Below are 22,597 nucleotides of genomic sequence, written 5' to 3'. Positions count from 1 at the left end.
CGAGTGGATATCCGCCCCCGATAGGAAAGCCGATTGGCCTTGAATACGCCGATCCGACAGGTCTGCGAAGTAGTCACGAGAACCGACGGTCAGCCGACCCGGTCGGCTCGCCGCAACCGCAGCCGACTCACCGCCGTTCGACGACGGTCCCGTCTTCGCCGACCGCGACCGCCCGGTCCCCGTCCGGCGAGACCGAGACGGCCATGAGCGGTTCCGGCGCGCTCGAGTCGACTTGCTCCCAGCCGGTCGCGGGCCGCTCGTAGATCACCCCGTCGGCGTCGCAGGCGATCGTCTCCTCCTCGCGGCGGACGATGCCGCAGATCGCCTCCTCGCCGACCCGTTCGGGTGTCCACGTCGACCCGCCGTAGCGGTGGACGATCCCGTCGTCCGCGCTCACCAGACAGTCCCCCCGCCCCAGCGTCGCGAGGTTCTCGAGCGTGCCGCTCGCGTCGCCGAGGCCGACCTGCTCGAACGATTCCCCGCCGTCGGTCGTCTCGAAGACGCTATCGTTCGTATCGCAGCAGTAGCCGACCGACTCGTCGGCGAGGGCGATCCCACTCAGACTCGAGCCGCTGCCCGGTGTGACCGGGTCGGCCCACGAGCAGTCGCCGTCGCGATAGCGCCCGCGGAGGACCGCCCCGGAGCTGTTGATCAGCAGGACCGTCTCGTCGCCGCTCGCGCCGGCGACCGCGACGCCGAACCAGTTGTCGGTGATGTCCGCGGGGGCCGTGTAGTCCGTGTGGATCCCGCTTTCGACCTCGAGCCGACCCACCGAGCCGCTGTCGCCCGCGACCCAGACCGCCTCGCCCGCGGCGGTCGCGTCGACCCCTGCGAGGTCCTCGCCCGCGGCGGCCGGGCCGTCCTCGAGGACGATCGACCAATCGCCGTCGCCAGCGGTACCGTCGACGGGATCCGCGGCGAGAACCAACCCGCCGCCGCCCACCGCGTAGACCGCTCCCGATTCGGTCACGCTGACGTCGCGGAGCGTCGTCTCGGTCGGTACGTCGACGAGCCGCCAGTCGCGGGACGGCTCGGGCTCGGTCGCTCGCTCGGCTGCAGTCCCGTCGGCTCCGGATGGGGCGGCGTCGCCGCTGTTCGCTGCAGTCGCGGCGCTATCGGGCGTCGCGGCGGTCGCCGTGCTATCTGCGGTCTCGGCCGTGCTGTCGGGGGCCTCGACCCTGCGGTCGGTCGCCGCTCTCTCGGCGCGTTCGCTTTCAGCGTCGGTCTCGAGTCCGTCCCCGGGAGCGGCTCGCTCAGGCGGTGCGGTCTCCGCATCCGGCCCTCGAGTGCTCTCGCCGTCGGTGCCGTCGTTCGACAGTTGCCACAGGTACAGCGCGATCGGCGGCACGACGTAGGACGCGAGCGCGAGCACGGCGAAGCCGCGGTGGACGATCGTCAGCGTCCCGAAGGCGGTCATCCCGGCCGCCGCGACCGCGTGGACCCACGACTTCGCGTAGCGGCGGAAGAAGGGACCGAAGCCGTCGCCGGATCGCGAATCGTGGGTAGCCATGAGAGCGCCGGAGCGTGTTCTCCCTATCCGACTGGCGAGCAAAAGCGTGCTGCAGGCACGGGGTCAGAACCCGTGGGGCTCGTCGATCAACACGAGTTGGGTCCGGTCGTCGACCCGCTCGTGCTCGAGGGAGACGAGTTTGCCGACGACGCTGCCCTGTCCGTAGACCTCCTCGGCGCGGGCGTCCTCGAGCGGGTAGGCGAACTCCCGGACCCGCTCGACGGCCGTCTCCCAGTCGTCGACGATCTTGTTCGTGCTGCCGACCAGAACGAGCGATTCGGCGGCGAACGCCCACGCGCCGACGGCGTTGCCGAGCGCGTTGGCTCCGAGCAGTTCGCCGCTCTCGGCGATCGCGTTGACGCTGTCGACGAAGACGTCCGCGGTCGTCGCCTCCCGGCGTGCCCGAGACCGCTCCTCGTCGTCGTCGATTTCCTGTATCCGAGCCCCCAGGTAATCGAACCCGTCTTCGGCCTCGAGGTCGTCGGTGAAGCCGATCTCCTCGAGGGTCGTCGAGTGGCCGTCCATCACTTCGGCTCCGTCTGGAATCTGGTCGCGGAGGTGCTCGCGGGCGCGCTCGCCGTCGTCGAAGACGTGAACGGCGACGTTTCGCTCCTCGACGTTCGAAACGACGCGCTCGATCGTCTCCTCGTCCGGCTCTCGATCGAATCGGGACTCGTCGATCTCGAGGTCGTCCGCGAAATCGTCTTTCGTGTAGTAGTCGTCGCTCATCGCGGTAGCCGTGGTTCGACGCCGCGACGGATCAACGTAGAGCAAGCGAATACCGGCGGTGCGCTCGAGGCGATGCCGGTGGCGCTGTCGACCCAGGAGCTACGATTTCGTCTCGATCGAGAGGGTGAGAACGCCGTTGTTGTAGCTCGCTTGCCGGTCGTCGCCGAAGGCGAGCCCCGGCGGGAGCGGTGTGACGGTTCGCTCGGCGATGTCGCCGTCGCAGTCGACCGCGACCCGGACGCGACGCGAGCCGACTTCGACCGTCACGTCGTCGATCGCCGCGGGGGCGACGTCGACGGCGGCGCGGAGGCGGTCGGCCGGCCCCTCGTAGATGAACTGCATCGGATAGGGAAACGACGCCACTCGAGGCGCGGAGGGAGAGGACATGGTCGCAGTTCCGACGACGGACGGAAACGTCCCGGCGTGTACAGTTGCGTGTTTGATACCGCATGCGCGCTACGGCCGTCGAACCGACATGCGGTGGCGCGCGCTATCGGCCGCCCTCACTATCGTTCGGGGAGCCGCCAGCGCGCGCCACCCCACGAGGTGTGACCGGTCGGACACTACCCCAGCGGTCATCGACCGGGTTCCTCACAGATAGCCCAGGTCCGCTAACCGCTCTTTGGTCCCTTCGCGCATCTCGACCTCGCCCGACGCGCCGGCCTCGGCGAGCGGCTCGAACCGCTCTTCGAGTCGCCGTCGAAGCGCCCGCACCTGTTCCGGTTCGTCGTCGCTGACATCGGTGTGCTCGAGCGGATCGGTCCGGACGCGGTGGCAGCGCTCGAAGCCGTCGTCGCCGCGGACGTACTTGTACTCGGCCGTGCGGACCGCCCGGAGCCGGCGGTCGAACTCCCGCACTCGATCCGGAATCTCGCCGAAGCGGGCCTCGAGCCGTTCGATCGAGGGCTGGGGAGCGACGTACTCCGCGAAGACGGCGTCGCGGGCCTCGTCGTCCGAATCGGGATGGAGCGAGCGACTCGACCACTGCTCGCGCAGTTCGGGGTCGTCGACGCCGGCCGTCTCGAGCAGCGTGGCGGGGAGATCGAGCAGTTGGACGAGGTCGTGGCGTCGCCCGCCGTCGGTAAAGGGGCCACCGTGACAGACCAGCGGGACGTTGAGCAGCGTGTCGTAGAGGTTGTACTGGTGGCCGAAAAAGCCGTGCTCGCCGATGTGCTCGCCGTGGTCGCCACAGACCACGAACAAGGTGTCCTCCCACTCGTCCGCGTCCTCGAGTGCCGCTCTGAGCCGGCTGACTTGGTGGTCGACGTAGGCGAGTTCGGCCCGATAGAGCCCGCGGAGCAGGGCGAACTCGTGGTCTGAAATTTCGTAGTCGCCGCAGTCGTAGGCGCGGGGGTCTTGCCTGATCGCGGTCGCTTCCTCGTAGCTGGCACCGTCGGGGAGGAACCGTTCGGCGTACTCCTTCGGCGGGTCGTACTGGACGTGGGGCTCGATGAAGTTACAGAACAGGAAGAAGGGGCGACCGTCGTCTCGAGTCTCGAGCCAGTTTCCGATCCAGTCGGTCGCTCGCGCGGAGCCGTCGTCACCCTCGGGTTGGAAGAGTTCGCTGTAGAGGATGTTGGCGGCGTTGACGAGCGGGTTCCCGTCGAAGAGACGGTTTCGGGTCGCCTCGAGTTTCTCCCGCATGTCCTCGCCGCGGACGACCGCGCCCATGTCGGCGTCTGCCTGGATGTACTGCCAGCCCTTGCGGAGTTCGTCGAATCCGCGGTGGAAGCCGAACTCCTCGGTGATCCACGTGTTGTTCGAGACGCCGATCGTCTCGTATCCCGCGTCGTCGAACGCTTCGGGGAGCGTTCGCAGTTCGTCGTCGAGATAGGTGTGGCCCCCGTGCGTGCCGTGTTCGGAAGAATAGGTACCGGTGAAAAACGAGGCGTGAGAGGGAAGCGTCCACGGGGCGGTCGCGAAGGCGTTCTCGAACGCGGTCCCCGCCTCGGCGAGGCGGGTCAGCGTCGGCGTCGGATGTGCGCCGACGGAATCGTCGCCCGTTGTCGGTCGATCACCCGGCACGAGTCGGGTTCCGGCGCGGCCGGCGGGCGACTCGTTTCGGTCCGCCGGAAACGGCTGCATCCCGACGCTCTTCGCCCGGGCCGTATCGAGAACCACGAGAACGACGTTCCGCACAGTACTATGTGATTCGTCGTCACGTCCGTTACAGTCCGACATGGATACCGTACCTCCACGGCAGACAGGGAAGGCCACCCGCCCGGAGTATGCAGGGCCGTAATCGGAGGTATCGTCCGATTTCCGGCCGAACACGCTCGAGTGCGCTAATATGTGATCTCGGGACCGTGTCGCCGACGGACCAGCGTCGGCGCGGGCCGGGTAGTCATCTGCCGGTCGAATCTTCATCCGACCGGACGGCGTACATCCCGTGAGCGGACCGGTGGCCCGACGGTCGCGAGGACGACGGCGACGACGCCACTCGTCACCGGCCGGCCACCGGCACCGTCGCTCGGAGATTCAGATGACTGACCACCACGATCACGACGCGACGACGGACGGTTCGATGGGTGACTTCGACGAGACCGACGACCTCGAGGAGCTCGATGAACTGGACGCCCCCGCCGAACGAGCCGCCTCGGCGGCGTCCGACGCGCTCTCGAGCGGGACGCTGCCCCTTGTCGGCGGCGGCCTCATGCTGGTCGCCGCGATCCGCTCGATGGCTCGAAACCGGGCGCGGGCGATTCCGCTCGGGATCGCCGGCAGCGGGCTGGTCGGCTTCGGCCTTCAGCAACGCCGCTCGAGGGATGCGGAGTCGTCGGAGGTCCCGGAGGTCGAGAGCGGAACCGAGGGGAAAGAGACCTCGGATCAGGCCAGCGCCGCCGCCGAGCGCGTCGATTCCGGGCGTGAGTCCGAGATCCAGCCCGACGGCGAGATTTCGGACGAACCCGAGATCGACGAGACGGGAGACGCGGACTCACAGATCGCGTTCACCGAAACGCCGGGCGAGGACGACTCTCGCTCGAGGCCGGATCTCGGCGCGGACGAGGAGGAACCCCGGCGCGAGACCGACACCGAGGGCGTGGCCGTTGACATCTCCGATCCGGCGATGGCCGACGAGGTCAGCGAGGCGACGGGGCCGTCGCCCGAACAGGCCCAGCCGACCCAGACCGACGACACCGAACCGGAAGAGAGCCCCGCGGAGGACGCTGCCGACATGAAAGTCGAGCCGTCGGACAGCGACGAAGACGACTCGGAGACGGAGGAAGCGGATACCGCCGACGAGACAGACGAAGACGCCGATTCTGACGACGAGGGCGAGCAGTAGCTGCGCACTCTCGTTTGTGGGCCGTCTCTTTGACTGCGGATGGACCTCTCGACTCGAGCCGTCGAGACGAAACGGTCGACACGCGACGGGGGAGCTACTGCGAACGGGTGGGAGACCGAGTCCAGCGACCCATCCCGCGCTCGGAGCGGTAGAGGACCGGCAGTAGTACCAACACGGCAACGGCCAGTCCGAGCGCGCCGCTGCCGGCGAACAGCGAAACGGGCCAGTAGTAGCCCGTCGTGACGACGAGGGCCGCGATCACGAGCGCCGCGCCGACGGCTCTCGCGGCGAGTCCGTTACTCTCTCGAATCGGCCCGCGGCCCGAATCCAGCGCTCGAGCGAGGACGGCGAGTTGCCAGCCGGCGAACGCGCCGAGGGACGCGCCGAGCAAGAGGACGGCGTCGAGGTCCGCGTCGCTCGCGACGACGGCAAACGTGGCGAGGCCGACGGCGAGCCCGAATCCGAGCGTTCCCCGATGGGTCGGATACCGGTTCAACAGCCCCCACGCGAGGAACAGGAAAACCAGGCCCACCGTGATGCCGGCGACGACGTCGACGAGGTAGTGGACACCGAGGCCGACCCGCGAGAAGCAGACGGCCGTCACGATCCCGGCGGCACCGAGGTATCGCCGCCGTCGCGTGCCGACGGACAGGTGTTCGGCCAGACTCAGGTAGACGATCGTCGTCAGCAGGGCGTGGCCGCTCGGAAAGCCGTAGCCGGTCGCGGTCGCAGTGGCTTCGTACAGCGGGTGGATCGTCTCCGGCAGCGCCCCAACCTCGACGAGGACGCGCTCGGGTCGCGGCAGCGCGAAGACGTGTTTCAGGCCCGTAATGAGCGCAAGCCCCGCCAAGAGCAAGCCGGCGACGGCGGCGATCTCGTCCCGATCGTCGGTCGCTCTCCAGTAGAGGGTACCAACGAGTACGCCGAGAAACCACACGTCGCCGAGCTGGGTGACGAGCCCGAGCACGACGACCGCCCACTCCGGGGCGAGTTCGCGAAACGAGTCGAACCAGCCGAGCCCTCGAGACATACCTCACGTTACGACCGACGGCACATATAAGCCGTTCCGCTCGGCCGGAGCCCCCGCCCGACCGTGGCCGCCGAACTCGTTTCACGGCGACAGAGAGTCACGCTCTCACGGGAAAACCCTCATTTCCGTGTCACCTGTAGCCTCCCGAGACGCGCCACCGGTCGGCGTCTCGAGGGGAGTCCAATGAGCGAGACATCAGACCCAGAACCCGAAGCCGAGCGCATCGACCCGGAGTACGACCACCAGCGGGGAGACGGCGTCGACGAGGCCGCACTCGAAGCCTTGCTCTCCGAGCACGCGATCGGCCGGGACGACCACGAGAACGCGCCGGCGTTCGTAATCCGCCCGGACGACGTACAAGCGGTGCTTCGGCTGTTGCGCGACGAGGCGGGATTCGACCACCTCTCGTGTCTCACGCCCCAGCAGTACGAGGACCGCTACGAGTCGATCATTCACATGACGAAGTACGGTCGGCGGACCCACGAGGTGACGCTGATCGTCCCGCTGCCGACGGGCGCGCCCGTCTGTGAGTCCGCCGAACCGGTGTTCCGAACGGCCGATTGGCACGAGCGCGAGGCCTTCGACCTCGTCGGAATCGAGTACGCGGGCCATCCCAATCTCACGCGAATTCTGCTGCCCGAGTCCTGGCAGGGCCACCCGCTCGCGCTCGAGTACGATCAGGACAAACCGCAGGTCGTCCGGTACGCAGAACACGCGAACCCGCTCGAGCCGGACAACCGGGGCCGCGAGTCCGACACGATGTTCCTGAATATCGGCCCTCACCACCCGGCGACCCACGGCGTGCTCCACCTCGAGACGGTGCTGGACGGCGAGTCCGTCGCGGCGGTCGAACCCGATATCGGCTACCTGCACCGCTGTGAGGAACAAATGTGCCAGCAGGGGACCTACCGCCACCAGATCATTCCCTACTCGAACCGCTGGGACTACACGGCGAACCTGCCAAACGAGTGGGCGGTCGCCCGCGCCATCGAGGACATCGCCGACATCGAGGTCCCCGCGTACGCGCAGGTCCTGCGGACGATGGCGACCGAGTTCGGGCGTATGCTTGGTCACTTCCTCGCGGTCTCGACGTTCGCGCTGGATGTCTACGGCGACTTCACCGCCATCTTCCAATATGGCATGCGCGACCGTGAGGTCGTCCAGGACATCTTGGAGGATCTGACCGGCCAGCGGATGATGTTCTACTACTTCCGGCTGGGCGGCGTCTGCTGGGACCTGCCCGAGCCCCGCGCCGAGTTCGTCGAGAAGTGTCGGGACTTCCTCGACGAACTCCCCGCGAAGGTCGACGAGTACCACAGCCTGCTGACCGGCAACGAGATCTTCCAGCGGCGGACGATGGGGACGGGGGTGCTCGAGCCCGAGGTGGCCAAAGACTACGGCTGTACCGGCCCCGTCGCCCGCGGCTCCGGTATCGACTACGATCTCCGCAGAGACGACCCCTACGGCTACTACGACACCCTCGAGTGGGACGTGGTCACCGAGGACAGTTGTGACAACCACGCGCGCGTCCTCGTCCGACTGCGCGAAGTCGAGGAGTCCGCAAAGATCATCGCGCAGTGTCTCGACTTACTCGCAGACTGGCCCGAGGATGAGCGCACGGTCCAGAGCAACGTCCCGCGAACGCTCAAACCGGACGCCGGAACGGAGACCTACCGCGCCGTCGAGAGCGCGAAGGGCGAACTCGGGATTTACATTCGCGCGGACGGCTCGAACTCGCCGGCCCGGTTCAAGATCCGCAGTCCGTGTTTCCACAACCTCTCCGCGCTCCCTGAGATGGCCGAGGGCGAGTACGTTGCAGACCTGATCGCGTCGCTCGGCAGTCTCGATATCGTGTTAGGAAGCGTCGACCGCTGAACGAAAACTGCCGATCTACTCGCCGCTGCCCGCCTCGAGAGTTGATCGAGTGCCCCGTCGGTGACGACGACGGTAATAGCTTGCTCCCATGACAACACGGAATCGCCACACCCTCCCCAACCGACTCGCTCACTCACTGTCGTTCGTTCGCTCATCCCTCGCGCAGTGTTATCTGCCACCCTCGCAAGGCTCGGGTGGCCGACAGCGCGCGCCACCGCACGTCGAGTGAACCATATACTGTTACCTGTCGACCGACCGCGACGGTCGGGAACGTTCAATGCCGCCAGCGGCACGAATCTATTTGACCATGTGCGCGCAATTCACCGGCGTATGGAAAACGGAGAATTCGAGGGATACGGCGGTCGACACGTCCCGGAGCCGCTCCGGGACCCGCTCGAGCAACTGGCGACGGCCTACGACGACGTCGCCAACACCGACGAATTCCAGTCGGAACTGCGCGGCCTGCTCGAGGAGTTCGCCGGCCGGCCGACCCCGCTGTACTACGCGCGGAACCTGAGCGAGCGCTACGGCGCGGACATCTATCTCAAGCGCGAGGACCTGCTCCACGGCGGCGCACACAAGATCAACAACTGTCTCGGGCAGGCCCTGCTCGCCAAGCGAGCGGGCCGCGACCAGCTGATCGCCGAGACCGGGGCCGGCCAACACGGCACCGCGACCGCGATGGTCGGGGCTCTGCTCGACCTCGAGACGGAGATCTACATGGGCCGGAAAGACGCCGAGCGCCAGGAGATGAACGTCTTCCGGATGCGCCTGATGGGTGCCGAGGTCAACGAGGTCACGCGGGGGACGAGGGCCTCGCCGACGCGGTGGACGCCGCGCTCGAGGACTTCGCTCAGAACGTCGAGAGCACGCACTATCTGGTTGGCAGCGTCGTCGGTCCCGACCCGTTCCCGCGGATGGTCCGGGACTTCCAGAGTGTCATCGGTCGGGAGGCCCGCGAGCAGATCCAGGAGCGCACGGGCGATTTGCCCGACGTCGCGGTCGCCTGCGTCGGCGGCGGCTCGAACGCGATCGGCCTCTTCCACGCCTTCCGCGACGACCCGGTCGAGTTCTACGGCGCCGAAGGCGGCGGGAAGGGATCGGACTCGAGCCAGCACGCCGCCCCGCTCGCACAGGGGACTGACGACGTGATTCACGGGATGAAAACGCGGGTCATCGACGAGGACGTCGACGTCCACTCCGTCTCGGCGGGGCTCGATTACCCCGGTGTCGGCCCCGAACACGCCATGTTCCGGGCCGTCGGCCGCTGTGAGTACACGGGCGTCACCGACGACGAAGCGCTGGCGGCCTTCCGCGAACTGAGCGAGACCGAGGGCATCATCCCGGCCCTCGAGTCCAGCCACGGGATCGCTCGCGCGATCGAACTCGCCGAGGCCGGCGAGCACGATACGATCCTCGTGAACCTCTCGGGTCGCGGTGACAAGGACATGGAGACGGCAGCCGCGAAGTTCGACCTCTAAAATCCGCCCGTTCCGCGGTCTACCGTCTCCGCGCGCTACAACAGCCCCTGCTCGTCCTGGACCGAACGGTACAGCTCGAGATACCGGTCTGCCACTGCCGAGCGATCGTAGTCCGAAAAGGCCTCGTCGTACTCGCGGTGTTCGAGATCGCCCGCCGCGACGATCGCCTCGGCTAACTCGTCCTCGCTGGTGGTCCGGAACCCGCGGTCCCAGCCCTCGACGAGTTCGTGAGCGCTCGAGTCCGCGTGGTACTCCACGATGCCGACACAGCCGGCGGCGATCGCCCACAGCAGCTCCGTCGGGAAGACGCAGTGATCGGCCGTCTGGGCGAAGACGTGGGCTCCGCGGTAGGCCGCGATCCGCTCCTCGAGGGCGAGGTCGCCGAGGAACGTCACCCGATCCTCGATCCGGAGGTCCCGCGTTAGTTGCTCGTAGGCATCCCGTTCGGGCCCGTCACCGACGACGTTCGCGGACCAGTCCCGGCCACGGAGTTCGGCCAGCCCCAATAGCAGGCTCTCGAGATTCGCCCCCTCATCGAGCCGGCGGGCGTAGATCACGTCGACTTCTTCGCCCGGTTCGACGGCCTGAATCAGGTCACAGTCGATGGGGTTCGGCACCGTCTCGACGAGGTCGCCGTCGGCCCCGATCTCTCGGATCCACGTCCCGACGAGTTCCGAGGGCGCGACGATCCGGTTCGGTCGGCCCGTCGCGAACCGCGTCCACCGGGAGTCTGTGACGCCGCCGTCGCCGTACCACTCGAGGACGAGCGGGGCGCGTGCGAGCGTCGCCCCCCACTTGGCTGCGACGACCTGGGTCGGAGGCTGTGCGCTGACGTGAACGATATCCGGACTCGCAGCCGCCAGAACGAAGGGGAGCCGCATGAGGAACGAACTCCGGGCCTCGAGACCGTTCGAGACCGCGTGATAGGTGATTCCGTCCGCGTCGAACGTGGACTCCTCGCCGGCCCAGAACCCGGCACAGTACCAGTGGACATCGTGGCCATGCTCTGCGAGGAGTTCGCAAACGGTCCGCAACCGCTCGTTCGTCTCGGTGTCGCGGTGGTGTGTCGTTTCGAACGAGACGAACGCGATTCGCATCTGCTCGCAGAATGCGAGCGAGAGGTTAAAAACTCCCTGTTTCGCTCAACTCGAGTCCCTTCAGTTGCCGATTCAGCGACCGTTCGGGCTGAAACGAGCGGCGGACTCAGTGGCTAGAAGAACCCATCGTCAGTGTCGTCGGTGTCGTCGTCTCCGTCCGTGGTCCCCCCGTCCGTGTCGCCATCCGTTTCATCGTCCCCGCCATCATCACCGCTCCCGCTATCCGCATCGCTCTCGTCCGTGTCGCCGCCATCGTCGTCACTCTCGCTGTCTGCTGTCCCCTCGTCGCTGTCGTCCTCACCGGTCCCGGATTCCGCGTCGTCACCATCGGTTTCGTTGCCGCCGTCACTCTCGTTACCACCCACGCTCTCGTTGCCGCCGATACTCTCGTTGTCACTGCTTTCATTACCGCCGATATCGATCGGATCGCCGTCGGACTCGTTGTCCTCGCGGTCGCTTCCCTCATCCCCATCTGAACTCTCGTTCCCGGAGCCGTCACCCGCCGTTTCGGCGTCAGCGCCCTGGCTCCCGAGCGACTCGAGTTCGCCGTCGGACTCGGGTACCTCGGCGGACTCGGCCGTGAACAGCTCCGGGCCGACGGCCGCGATGGTCAGCCCGAATGCCGCGAGGATGAGCACGGTCGTTACGAGGACGGTCCCGACCGGCGACTCGTCGACTTCGTCTGCCATTGACTGGGTTCGGCACGCGATACGGCTTTGTTAACCACAGCCATCCCCGACTCGAGTCACGTTCTGTGCCGGTAGCGATCCAGCGCACAGCGCCGGGACAGCCCACGTCTACACGCCGGATAACCAGTCCCTACGGCGTCTCCGCTCGCGGATAGACGGGCAAGCAGACCGTACGCGGACAAAACGTCCGTTCCATGCAAATCCACAGTCACCACTGAATCGATTGCCCCACCGCTCGCAGGCTCTCGCTCGAGTCGATGTGCAGTGCCAGTTATACCAGCCACTGAAAGGATTTACACACTGATCGCGACGCAGTCGTGCGATCAGGTGTGCACTGACTGTCAATGGCTACTAAAGCTCCGACAGCACTGTCGTTCGGCGATCCGCGTTTCGTCGCAAAATAAATCAGCGCGGAACACCGGTTCGCACTCCGTCTCGACGCGAGCACCGGTGTCAGTCACGACGCCTCGTTGGGGATGCCGCGGGGTGGCGTTACCTCCCGTTCGGTCCGCCGCCCGCGTTCCCGCAGGTGTACTGTCCCTGCGAGTTCTGTCGGACGTTGTCGTTTGATACCCCGTTCGCCTCGTAGATCTTCCACCCGCCGTCGACCGAGCCGTACTCGGCCTCGAAATCGCTGGCGGTGACCGCGAAGAACTGGTTCGCCGGCGGTCCTTGGAGGTCACCCTCCGCCACCGTGAACGTCGACTGCTCCTCTCGGCCGTCCTCGGTGATCGCCGTAACGGTGATCGAGTCGCCGACCTCGAGGCCGTAGAGGTTCACTTGACTACAGCCGCGGAACACGGTAACTACCGGCTCTCCGGGTTCTTCTGGCTCTTCAGGCTCCTCCGGTTCTTCAGGTTCCTCGGGTTCTTCTGGCTCTTCAGGCTCCTCCGGTTCTTCAGGTTCCTCGGGTTCTTCTGGCTCTTCAGGCTCCTCCGGTTCTTCAGGTTCCTCGGGTTCTTCTGGCTCTTCAGGTTCCTCGGGTTCTTCTGGCTCTTCAGGCTCCTCCGGTTCTTCCGGCTCTTCAGGCTCCTCCGGTTCTTCCGGCTCTTCGGGTTCTTCAGGTTCCTCGGGTTCTTCTGGCTCTTCAGGCTCCTCCGGTTCCTCCGGTTCTTCAGGTTCCTCTGGCTCTTCCGGCTCTTCAGGTTCTTCCGGTTCCTCTGGCTCTTCCGGCTCTTCAGGCTCTTCCGGTTCCTCCGGTTCTTCCGGCTCTTCCGGTTCCTGCGGCTCCTCCGGTTCTTCAGGTTCTTCTGGTTCCTGCGGCTCTTCCGGTTCTTCAGGCTCTTTTGGTTCCTCCGGCTCCTCCGGTTCTTCTGGCTCTTCCGGAACCTCCGGTTCTTCTCGGTCCGCGTCGATATCCGGTTTCGACTGATCCGCGGACTCGAGCACGTCGCCCGTCGGTTTCGGCTTGTCAGCCTTGCTGGGCTGTGTCGTCCCCGTAGGCTGCTCGAGCGCGTCGGTTTCGGTCTGTTCTCCGAGCGCGGTTGGACTGGCAGCATCGGAGCAGTTGCCCGCGACGACGTACGCCGCGCCGTGTGAGTGCTCGGACCCCGGTGCGCCGACGAGGACATCGTTGGCCCCATCTCCGGTCACGTCACCGGCGTCGTCGACCGAGTAGCCGGCCGTGTCGCCCTTGGTTCCGCCGCGAAGCGTCGCGTGAGCGCTCGAGAGGCTCGACTCGGTGTCTATCCCGTCACCGCCGGCGACAACGTACGCTGCGCCGGCATCCGCACCGTGTCCGTCGTGGTTCGGCGCGCCGACGAGGATGTCAGCGTACTCGTCGCACGTCACGTCGCCCGAACCGGCCGAGGAGACGGCCCAGCCGGCGAGATCACCGGCGGCCGCGCCGCGGCGGATCGCGTGGGCGTCGCCGAGATCGGTCACGTCGGCATGGTCGGTACCGCCGAGCAAGACGTATGCAGCCCCGGCGTCGTCGCCGGCAGCGTCGTTAGTCGGCGCACCGACGAGCAGATCCTCGAGTCCGTCGGCATCGACATCTCCGGCGGTCGCGACGGCCCAACCCGCAGTGTCGCCAGGGGCTTCTCCTCGGAACGTCTGTGCGGCGCTCTCGAGGGGGGTGTCGCCCGCGATCGGGTCGAAAAGGACGTAGGCCGCTCCCGCGTCGTCGGCGTGGGGTGCGCCGACGGCAAGCGCGGTGTCGCCCCGGTCCGTGTAGTTCGGGACGGCGGCTACCGACCAGCCGGCGCGATCGCCGGCGGTCTCGCCGTGGTAGGTCGCCTTGGCGTCGCTCGCAGTCGCGCTCGTCGAGCGGTCAGTGAACACGTGTACGCTGCCGGCCTCGTCGTTCGTTCCGGGCGCACCGACGGCGACCAGCCCGTCAGCGGCCGCGACGGCGTGACCGAAGCGGTCGGTCGCGCCGTCCCCGGTGAGCGTCACGGACGCGTCCTCGAGGCTCAGTTCGGCCGTGTCAGCGTGATCTCCGACTGCGAGATCGCTGCCGGTGAAGATGTAGACTGCACCGGCCCCGTCCGTGCCGGCGGCGCTCCCGGGTGCGCCCACGACGAGATCTCGGTCCCCGTCGCCGGTCACGTCTGCGGACGCGATATCGTAGCCAACCCGGTCGCCCGGTGACTCGCCGGTGATCGTCACGTCGGCATCGGCCGCGCTGCGGTCACCTGCGTCAACGGGGCCGACGAATAGATGGACCGCACCCGTGCAGTCGTTTTCGTTCGGGACGCCGAGTGCGATGTCGTCAGTTCCGTCTCCGGAGAGATCGCCGGTACCGACGACCGTCTCGCCGACCGAATCGTTCGCGCTCTCGCCGCGGACGGTCGTCCGCGCATCGGAGAGACTACCGCCGCTCTCGAGTCCGATGCCTTGTCGGTCAGTCGGTTGATCCGCCGCTGTCACCTCCTCGTCACCCGGGGTATCGCCTGTCGGGTGGACCCCGATCGCCGAAACCGCTGCGACCGACCCGACGGTCATCCCAACGACCGATATCAGGACGGTCATGACGGTGACCCACGTTCTCCGCCGGTCCGGCGGTGCTGTACCCTTCTCCGTCGAATGGCGCGTTTTCATGTAACCACGGGACTATTACCGCCGGATTGGTGTTTTGTTATGTGCGCCACACAGACTGTGTCGGAATCTCGTCACAGGCTGCTAAACTATCGGATTACATTCTGGAACGAATAGCGGAATAAGCGACTAGTATACCACTTGTGACGGCTCTCGTCGATCAACCGAATCGCTTCACCGGCCCCTCGAGAAAAATGGCCGAGGATACAGCGAGTGGGGCGACAGTCCGTTACAGGACAAAACCGGGTGACTGAAATCCGTCACCGAACCTAATATTTTGCAGCCATGGCCATAGATGCGGAATAAATTCGATAGCGCGAGATAACGTTCAGTTTGCTGTCGCTCTCCCGGCAGCGCTGACAGCGCGCCTCGAGTCGCGATAGCGCCATCGCGGGTAGCGGCTGATCGCCGTCGTTGATTCGGTCCAACGGATCGCCGATCGAGGCTCTCTCGAGATGGCGACTCCCTGTCGTCGGAACGGCCGTCCATCGGAGACTCAGCGCCGGTCGTCACCCGGGACAGAACCGCCGGAGGCGAAACGGTTTACGCGTCGGCCCGAGACTCGTGTGGCATGAGCGGCTACGATATCGAGCGCTATCTCAACGTTCGCAGCGCCTACGGTGCCTCGTTCGGCCCCGACGGTGAACGGCTCTCGTTCCTGATGGACACGACCGGGACCTCGCAGGTCTGGACTCTCGAGGAGCCCCGTGGCTGGCCCGAGCAGCGGACGTTCTACGACGAGCGGGTGACCTTCGCTTCGTGGTCGCCCGAGCGTCCGGAGTTGATTTTCGGGATGGACGAGGGCGGCAACGAACGCGCACAACTGTTCCGATTAGACGCTGAAACGGGCGAGATCGAAAACGTCACCGCGATGCCGGAGGCCAAACACCGATGGGGCGGCTGGAGCCACGACGGGGAACGCTTCGCCTTCACCTCGAACCGCCGCGACGAGTCGGTTTTCGACGTCTACGTGCAGGGCCGCGACGAACGGGGAGACGACGCACGGCTGGTCTACGAGGGCGACGGCTGGCTCTCGCTGGCCGGCTGGAGCCCCGACGACTCGCGACTGCTCGTCTCGCAGGCCTACTCCAACTTCGATCAGGACCTGTACGTCCTCGACCTCGAGGCCGACGACCCCGATATCGAGCACCTTACGCCCCACGAGGGCGACGTTCGCTATCAGAGTGCGAGTTGGGCTCCCTCGGAACGTGCCAGTGGGCACGCGGGCGAGGGAATCTATCTGATCACTGACGAGGGCGACACCGACACCCTGTATCTGGCCTATCTCGACCTCGAGACCGGCGATCTCGAGACCGTCGCCGACGGCGACGGCTGGAACGTCGGCGGCATCGCGCTGGACGACGAAACGGGCCGGTTCGTCTACTCGCGGAACGTCGAGGGCTACACCGATCTCACCGTCGGCGAGTTCGATTCCGACGACCCGACCGAGTTCGAGACCTTCGCCGAGCCCGACCTGCCGGGCGGGATCTCCGGCGGCGTGAGCTTCGATCCCGACGCCGAGCGGTTCGCGCTGTCGACGAGCGGCGACACGGTCAACACGAACGTCTTCGTGGTCGACACCGAGACCGGCGAGGCAGAGCAGTGGACGAACGCGCCGACCGCGGGCATCCCTCCAGAAACGTTCATCGGCTCCGAACTCGTCAGCGTTGAAAGTTTCGGCGTTGACGGGCAGCGCCCGTCAGCCAGTGGGACTCCTCCGGAGTCCCACGCTGGGCTCGAGGTGCCCGGCTTCCTGAGCCTCCCCGACGACCGCGAGGACGGCCAAACGCCGGTCATCGTCGACATCCACGGCGGCCCCGAGAGCCAGCGACGGCCCTCCTTCTCGAGTGTCAAGCAGTACTTCCTCGACCGGGGCTACGCCTACTTCGAGCCGAACGTCCGCGGGTCGTCCGGATACGGTGCCGACTACGCCAGTCTCGACGACGTCGAAAAGCGGATGGACTCGGTCGCGGACATCGAGGCCTGCGTCGAGTGGCTGCAGGACCACCCCGCGATCGATCCCGACCGGATCGCCGCTAAGGGCGGCTCCTACGGCGGCTTCATGGTCCTCGCCGCGCTGACCGAGTACCCCGACCTCTGGGCGGCCGGCGTCGACATCGTCGGCATTGCCAACTTCGTGACCTTCCTCGAGAACACGGGCGACTGGCGTCGGGAACTCAGAGAGGCCGAGTACGGGTCGCTCGAGGACGACCGGGAGTTCTTGGAGGAGATTTCGCCGATCAACAACGTCGAACACATCGAGGCACCGCTGTTCGTCCTCCACGGGGAAAACGACCCCCGTGTGCCCGTCGGCGAAGCCGAACAGATCGCCGAGAAGGCGGCCGAGCAGGGCGTTCCCGTCCGAAAGCTGATCTTCGAGGACGAGGGCCACGGCTTCTCGAAACTCGAGAACCGCATCGAAGCCTACTCCGCGATCGCCGACTTCCTCGACGAGCACGTCTGAGCCGCGCCGGGCCGGTCGTTTCTCGGTGTTAGTTGCAAAAAATATACACCAATGGGTAATGAGGCCCCGCATATGGCCGCTATCCAAACGACTGGTCTCACCAAGCGATACGGCGAGTCGGTCCTCGCCGTCGACGACCTCCACCTCACTGTCGAGGACGGCGAAGTGTTCGGCTTTCTGGGCCCGAACGGGGCCGGAAAGTCGACGACGATCAACATGCTCCTCGATTTCGTCCGGCCGACCGAGGGGCACGCGTCGGTCCTCGGCCTCGACGCCCAAGCCAACACCGACGAAATCCGCCGTCGCATTGGCGTCCTCCCCGAAGGGGCGAGCGTCTACGATCGACTCACCGCACGCGAACACCTCCAGTGGGTCATCGACACGAAAGACGCCGCCGACGACCCCGACACCCTCTTAGAGCGGGTCGGCCTCTCCAGCGAGGACGGGGACCGCCCCGCGGGCGACTACTCGAAGGGGATGGCCCAACGGCTGGGCTTTGGCATGGCGCTGGTCGGCGACCCCGACCTCCTGATCCTCGACGAACCCTCCTCCGGGCTGGACCCCGCGGGGATGCAGGAGATGCGCGAGATCATCGCCGAGGAAGCGGACCGCGGGACCTCGGTCTTCTTCTCGAGTCACATCCTCGGCGAGGTCGAGGCCGTCTGCGACCGCATCGGCATCATGAACGAGGGGCGACTGGTCGCGACCGGCACGCTCGACGATCTGCAGGGCGAACTCGACCTCGGCGCGCCGATCACGCTCGAGGTCGCGACCGTCCCCGACGGCCTCGATCTGGACCGTCTCACGGGCGTCCGCTCGGTGACGGTCGAGGGCACGACGATCACGGCGACCTGCGCTGACCCCTCGGTCAAGGTCGATGTCGTCCGCCACGTCGCGTCGGCGACGACCGTCGAAGACATCGTCTCCGAAGACGTCTCGCTCGAGCAGTTGTTCAACACGTACACGAACGGCGATCGAACGGAGGGAACCGCCGACACGCCGGAGGTGTCGGCATGAGTACGCTCGATGTCGCGAAAAAGGACTTCCTCGACGTCCGCCGGGCGAAGATCGTCTGGTTCGTCGGCGCGCTCTACGTCCTGTTTATGCTGCTGCTGATCTACGCCGGTCAGACCGGCAGTCAGGACCCGAACATCCTGTACTCGCTCTGGAACCTGACGGCCGTGGGCGCGATGTTTATCCCGCTGATTGCGCTCGTGACGGCGTACCTCGCCATCGCCGGCGAACGCGAATCCGGCGGCATCAAGTATCTGCTCTCGATTCCGAACGCGCGCCGCGACGTCGTCCTCGGGAAGTTCATCACCCGAACGGGCATCGTCAGCGCGTCGATCGTCCTCGCGTTTCTGGTGAGCGCGGTCCTGACGCTGCTGTGGTATCCCGAGCCACGGCTCGACGTATTGGGTGGGATGATGGCGCTGACGGTCCTCTACGCGCTGACCTACGTCGCCGTCGCGATCGGCATCTCGGCCGCGACGGCCTCCCGGTCGCGCGCAATGGGTGGCTCGATCGCCTTCTTCTTCGTCACCAGCGTGTTGAACGTGTTGGGCCCGCTGCAACTCGTCATCGATTACGTCGCGAACGACCTCGCCGGACTCGAGGTGTCGATGAACCAGATCACGTTCGTCCAGTCGCTGGTCAGCCCGACGGCGGCGTACGCAAATTCCACCGGACTCGTCTTCCCCGACGGGTTCAACACCATTCCCGAAGGGCTGCCGTGGTTCCTGCAAGGCGAGACGATGATCGTCGTCATGCTCGGCTGGCTCGTCGTCCCGCTCGCGCTCGGTATCTGGCGGTTCGAACGCGCAGATCTGGGCTGAAACCGATCGTCGCTTCTCGTTGCCGCTCTCATACGGTTTACTGTACGTCATTTCCGGCGCAACCACGACCCGAGCGGCGGTTGCGCCGGGAAATCGGTACAGCAATCCGTATCAGTCGATGACGCCCGTTTTCGTCGCCACGTCTCGAGCCGCGCGCTCGTTCATCCCGTTGCCCAGAATCGTGTAGCGGTCCCGGATCTCGTGGCAGGTCGTCAGCGATTCGATGATCGTCTCGTCGTCAATGCCCAGTTCGGCGGCGGTCGTCGGCGCGTCGATGCTCGAGAGCGCGTCGCGGATGTCCCGCCAGATCCCGTTTTCGCCCTGATGGAGGTAGGCAGTCATGATCGAGCCGACGCCGACCTGATGGCCGTGCAGGGCCGCCTCGGGTGCCAGCCGGTCGAGCTGGTGAGAAAAGAGGTGTTCGGCTCCGCTGGCCGGCCGGGAAGAGCCCGCGATGCTCATCGCGACGCCCGAGGACATGAGCGCCTTGGTGACGACCCATGCGGATTCCTCTAAGCCCGGGCGGATCAGGTCGGCGTTGTCCACGAGGATTTCGGCGGTCATCTCCGAGAGGGCGGCGGCGTACTCGGAGTACTCAGCACCTTGGAGTCGCTGGGCGAGTCGCCAGTCCATGACGGCGGTGTAGTTCGAAATGATGTCGGCACAGCCGGCCGTGGTCAGTTCCCACGGCGCGTCGGCGAGGATACCGGTGTCGGCGACGACCGCGAGCGGCGGCTCCGCGGCGACGCTGTGCCGGGAATCACCGTCGGGAACCGAGCCGCGATTGCTGACGATCCCGTCGTGGCTGGCCGCCGTCGGCACCGAGAGAAAGCCCATGTTGAGATGGTGACTGGCCAGTTTCGCGATGTCGATCGCCTTCCCGCCGCCGATCCCGACAAGATAGGAGACGTCCTCGGCTTCGGCGGCCTCGATCACCCGCTCGACGGCGTCGAAGGTCGCCTTCTCGATCGTGACGATCGCGGGCTCGATCCCGGCGGCCTCGAAATCGGCCGCGATGGGGTCCGCAGCGACTTCTCGAGGCGTCGGACTCGTGATGAACAGCGGCCGCCCCTGCAAGTGGAGATCATCGACCACGTCGAGGACCTCGTCGCGAACGCCGTGACCGACGACGACGTTTCGCGGGAGGCGAATCCACGTCGACTTCTCGAACATAGTGGCCCTGACACACCCCCGGGACATGTGTTTTTCCTCGTCGGCGCGCTGGCTGGGAGGAAATCGCTGCGCCGGGTTCGTGTCGGTCGGCTCGAGTGCCGTTGTATCGAAAACGATGTCTTATATATTTACTAAGGCGAATTCGAAGATATGATTGGCGTGCTCGCGCGTTGGCTCGGCCTGCTCGTCGTCGGCTATATCGCCGGTCGGCTGTACGGGCGGTTCGCGATTCGACGCAGGGGTACCGACGGTCAGGGATCGCGAGGGACGTATCGGTTTCTCACCGCCGTCGGCCTTGTCACATTTCTTGCCCTCACGTTTTCCGGCCTCATCGATACGACGAAGACGGCCCTCTCGTCTGTCCACCCGCTACTAGGCAGTGGCCTCGCAACGCCGCTCGCGTGGGCCCCGACGGCGGCCGGAACGATCGTCGCAGTCCTCGTCGCGTACCTCGGCGCGTTTCCGTACGCTCGCGAGCGCCGCGGGCTCGAGATCAGCGCATCGACGGCAGCGGCCCGTCTCGGCAAGTATCTCGCAGCGATCGCGATATTCTGTCTGGGTTCGCTCGCCCCCGTCACAGCACTTTTCGGCGCGTCGGATCCGAGCCCGCTGTTGATTCCGGTCGTGTTCGCCGTCCTCGCCATCGGCGTCTACGCCTGGCTGCAGTACAGTATTCGACTCTCGCAGGACATCTCCGAGCCGACGGCCGAACAGCGGCGACGGCTCGAGGCCGCGGCCGACCGGGCCGATTTGACTGCGACCGTCGCCGGGGTGTTCGCCGGCCGGGAAACCGAAACAGCCGGACTCTCCCTCGACGGGCCGTTCTGGAACCGGCAGCTATACGCGACCGATTACGCGTTCGACGTTCTCGACGACGAGGAACTGGCGGCGCTGTGTGCACGCGGACGCGCCGCCGACGAACTCCGACTGCTCGAACGGCGAGCACTCGTCGTGGCGGCGCTCTTCGGGCTGTTTCTCATCCTGACTGTCTGGCTGTCGATGTTCGTCGCACTCGGCGGCCTCGCCGTTACGTGGCCGCTTCTGGTCCGGTATCTCCAGCGCTGTGAGTTCGCCGCCGACCGCCGTGCGGCCCGCGAAGTCGGAGTGGAGCCCCTCACGAGCGCGTACGAAGCGACCCCCAGCGTGACCGATAGTCGCAGTCGACTCCACGAACGACTCGCCTCGACGCCGTCGACGGCGCGACGCCTCGAGCGCCTCCGAAAGTCCGATTAGAGCGTATCCAGAATGCTCAGCACGCGCTCTTCGGCCTCCCGATCCGGCCCGTTGTCGTCCCCGTCGCGGTCGCTCTCGAGGTGGTCCGCCACCGAGCGATCCATGGCCGCCTCGAGCGGCGTCGACTCCCAGCCGAGGGCCGCGAGTTTCGCCGTCGAGAGGACGTGCGGGTAGGTCCGGTAGAGCGGGTAGTCGTCGAGATCGATGTCGCCGGCCGCGAGTTCGCGGGGGCCGGCGTGGACGATATCAATCGTCGTTTCGAGTGACTCGGCGATCAGCTCGACCATCTCCTCGAGCGTGACGAGCCGCCGGTCGCCGACGTTGTAGGCCTCGCCCGCGTCGCCGCGTTCAGCGACGATCCGCAGGGCGCTGGCGACGTCCTCGACGAAGACGCGGTGGCGGAGGTTCGTCCCGTCGCCGGGGACGACGACGCGATCGAACCGGTTTACGCGGTCGACCCACCAGTCCAGTCGCTCGGTGTGGTCGTGGGGGCCGTAGACGATCGGCGGTCTGACCGCCATGGCGCGGACACCGTTGTCCGCCGCCGCGAAGACGGCGCGGTCGCCCTCGGCCTTTCGATTGCCGTAGGTCTCGAAGGCGTCGTCGGTCGCCTGCTCGGCCGAACAGGGCTCGAGGGCGGTCTCGCCTTCCCGCTTTGGGATCTCCTCGGCACCGTAGGCCGCACCGCTCGAGACGTAGACGTAGGCCTCGCAGTCGTCGAAGATTCGGGTCGCGGCGTGGACGTCCTTCGGGTGGTAGGCGACGCAGTCGAAGACGGCGTCGGGGTCGACCGTCATCGCGGCCGACTCGAGTGCCGTGTCGTTCGTCCGATCGCCCTCGACGTGGGCGACCCGGTCGTCGTCTTCGAACGGGTTCTCGCTGGTCCCGCGATTGAAGATCGTCACGTCGTAGTCGTGTGCGAGCAGATCGTCCACGAGGTGGCGTCCGATAAAGCGAGTGCCGCCGATAACGAGTGCGCTGTCCATGTGTAGCCGTCACGACTGTGAGAGAAAACGGTGGCGGACGAGACTCGATTGTCTCGAGTCATCCGTTCGACAAACTCGGTCCGAACGTGTCGTTCGATCTTGGATGGACCGGTAAGCGCGGTGACCCGCAGGGGAGGGTTCTATTGGTCGGGTCGTGGTAGGGCGGTTCG

General features: G+C 66.3%; 16 protein-coding genes and 1 pseudogene. 7 read left to right on the top strand and 10 right to left on the bottom strand.

The genetic code is table 11. From position 1 onward, the window contains the following. Window positions 1-127: 127 nt before the first annotated feature. The 4 genes from ACJYUO_RS07110 to ACJYUO_RS07095 all read right to left on the bottom strand — a co-directional run bounded on the left by ACJYUO_RS07110 (window position 128) and on the right by ACJYUO_RS07095 (window position 4,420). The gene (locus ACJYUO_RS07110) at window positions 128-1,510 is read right to left on the bottom strand and encodes a WD40/YVTN/BNR-like repeat-containing protein (protein WP_494344693.1); all 1,383 of its coding nucleotides are present in this window, start codon (window positions 1,508-1,510) and stop codon (window positions 128-130) included. 63 nt (window positions 1,511-1,573) lie between these two features. Further along, window positions 1,574-2,239, bottom strand: a complete 666-nt coding sequence (locus tag ACJYUO_RS07105) for a lactate utilization protein (protein WP_494344692.1) — start codon at window positions 2,237-2,239, stop codon at window positions 1,574-1,576. 99 nt (window positions 2,240-2,338) lie between these two features. Next, entirely contained in the window at window positions 2,339-2,626 is a 288-nt protein-coding gene (locus ACJYUO_RS07100; RefSeq protein WP_494344691.1) for an Hsp20/alpha crystallin family protein, read from the bottom strand. A 204-nt stretch (window positions 2,627-2,830) separates the two neighbouring features. Continuing rightward, window positions 2,831-4,420: a sulfatase gene (locus ACJYUO_RS07095; RefSeq protein ID WP_494344690.1), complete on the bottom strand. Its 1,590-nt coding sequence runs from the start codon at window positions 4,418-4,420 to the stop codon at window positions 2,831-2,833. Between the two features lie 301 nt (window positions 4,421-4,721). Between ACJYUO_RS07095 and ACJYUO_RS07090 the strand changes: the two genes are divergently transcribed. After that, window positions 4,722-5,525: a hypothetical protein gene (locus ACJYUO_RS07090; protein ID WP_494344689.1), complete on the top strand. Its 804-nt coding sequence runs from the start codon at window positions 4,722-4,724 to the stop codon at window positions 5,523-5,525. A 94-nt stretch (window positions 5,526-5,619) separates the two neighbouring features. Here the strand turns inward: ACJYUO_RS07090 and ACJYUO_RS07085 are convergent, their stop codons facing one another. Continuing rightward, window positions 5,620-6,555, bottom strand: coding sequence for a phosphatase PAP2 family protein (locus tag ACJYUO_RS07085; RefSeq protein WP_494344688.1), 936 nt, complete (start codon window positions 6,553-6,555; stop codon window positions 5,620-5,622). 183 nt (window positions 6,556-6,738) lie between these two features. Here ACJYUO_RS07085 and ACJYUO_RS07080 point away from each other — a divergent pair, with 183 nt between their 5' ends. Both ACJYUO_RS07080 and trpB read left to right on the top strand, forming a co-directional pair. Further along, the gene (locus ACJYUO_RS07080; RefSeq protein WP_494344687.1) at window positions 6,739-8,430 is read left to right on the top strand and encodes an NADH-quinone oxidoreductase subunit D; all 1,692 of its coding nucleotides are present in this window, start codon (window positions 6,739-6,741) and stop codon (window positions 8,428-8,430) included. Between the two features lie 330 nt (window positions 8,431-8,760). Then, window positions 8,761-9,911: pseudogene (trpB, locus tag ACJYUO_RS07075) on the top strand (tryptophan synthase subunit beta). 35 nt (window positions 9,912-9,946) lie between these two features. On the opposite strand, the gene ACJYUO_RS07070 reads toward trpB, so the two are convergent. The 3 genes from ACJYUO_RS07070 to ACJYUO_RS07060 all read right to left on the bottom strand — a co-directional run bounded on the left by ACJYUO_RS07070 (window position 9,947) and on the right by ACJYUO_RS07060 (window position 14,739). Then, a complete protein-coding gene (locus tag ACJYUO_RS07070) occupies window positions 9,947-11,008 on the bottom strand; it encodes a glycosyltransferase family 4 protein (RefSeq protein ID WP_494344686.1) in 1,062 nt (353 codons plus the stop codon). A 113-nt stretch (window positions 11,009-11,121) separates the two neighbouring features. Continuing rightward, the gene (locus ACJYUO_RS07065; RefSeq protein WP_494344685.1) at window positions 11,122-11,697 is read right to left on the bottom strand and encodes a hypothetical protein; all 576 of its coding nucleotides are present in this window, start codon (window positions 11,695-11,697) and stop codon (window positions 11,122-11,124) included. Between the two features lie 492 nt (window positions 11,698-12,189). Further along, window positions 12,190-14,739, bottom strand: a complete 2,550-nt coding sequence (locus tag ACJYUO_RS07060; RefSeq protein WP_494344684.1) for an integrin alpha — start codon at window positions 14,737-14,739, stop codon at window positions 12,190-12,192. Window positions 14,740-15,307: 568 nt separating this feature from the next. On the opposite strand from ACJYUO_RS07060, the gene ACJYUO_RS07055 reads away from it, so the two are divergent. From ACJYUO_RS07055 to ACJYUO_RS07045, 3 genes are all read left to right on the top strand, one after another. After that, a complete protein-coding gene (locus ACJYUO_RS07055; RefSeq protein WP_494344683.1) occupies window positions 15,308-17,200 on the top strand; it encodes a S9 family peptidase in 1,893 nt (630 codons plus the stop codon). 72 nt (window positions 17,201-17,272) lie between these two features. Beyond that, window positions 17,273-18,217 carry an ABC transporter ATP-binding protein gene (locus ACJYUO_RS07050; protein WP_494344682.1) on the top strand — a complete coding sequence of 315 codons (945 nt, stop codon included), beginning with the start codon at window positions 17,273-17,275 and terminating at the stop codon, window positions 18,215-18,217. Then, window positions 18,214-19,035, top strand: coding sequence for an ABC transporter permease subunit (locus ACJYUO_RS07045; RefSeq protein ID WP_494344681.1), 822 nt, complete (start codon window positions 18,214-18,216; stop codon window positions 19,033-19,035). Before ACJYUO_RS07050 ends, ACJYUO_RS07045 begins: the two co-directional genes overlap by 4 nt. A gap of 111 nt (window positions 19,036-19,146) precedes the next feature. Here ACJYUO_RS07045 and ACJYUO_RS07040 read toward each other — a convergent pair whose 3' ends face one another. Next, the gene (locus ACJYUO_RS07040) at window positions 19,147-20,208 is read right to left on the bottom strand and encodes an NAD(P)-dependent glycerol-1-phosphate dehydrogenase (RefSeq protein ID WP_494344680.1); all 1,062 of its coding nucleotides are present in this window, start codon (window positions 20,206-20,208) and stop codon (window positions 19,147-19,149) included. A 150-nt stretch (window positions 20,209-20,358) separates the two neighbouring features. On the opposite strand from ACJYUO_RS07040, the gene ACJYUO_RS07035 reads away from it, so the two are divergent. Beyond that, window positions 20,359-21,441 carry a M48 family metalloprotease gene (locus ACJYUO_RS07035; protein ID WP_494344679.1) on the top strand — a complete coding sequence of 361 codons (1,083 nt, stop codon included), beginning with the start codon at window positions 20,359-20,361 and terminating at the stop codon, window positions 21,439-21,441. Here ACJYUO_RS07035 and ACJYUO_RS07030 read toward each other — a convergent pair. Next, window positions 21,438-22,427 (bottom strand): NAD-dependent epimerase/dehydratase family protein, encoded by a 990-nt coding sequence (locus tag ACJYUO_RS07030; RefSeq protein WP_494344678.1) that lies wholly within the window; start codon window positions 22,425-22,427, stop codon window positions 21,438-21,440. The genes ACJYUO_RS07035 and ACJYUO_RS07030 overlap by 4 nt on opposite strands. Window positions 22,428-22,597: the final 170 nt, after the last annotated feature.

Source organism: Natrinema sp. CRL1 (genome assembly GCF_059162405.1).
Note: the sequence above shows the minus strand (reverse complement) of the source record. Positions and strands in the feature narration are given on the sequence as shown.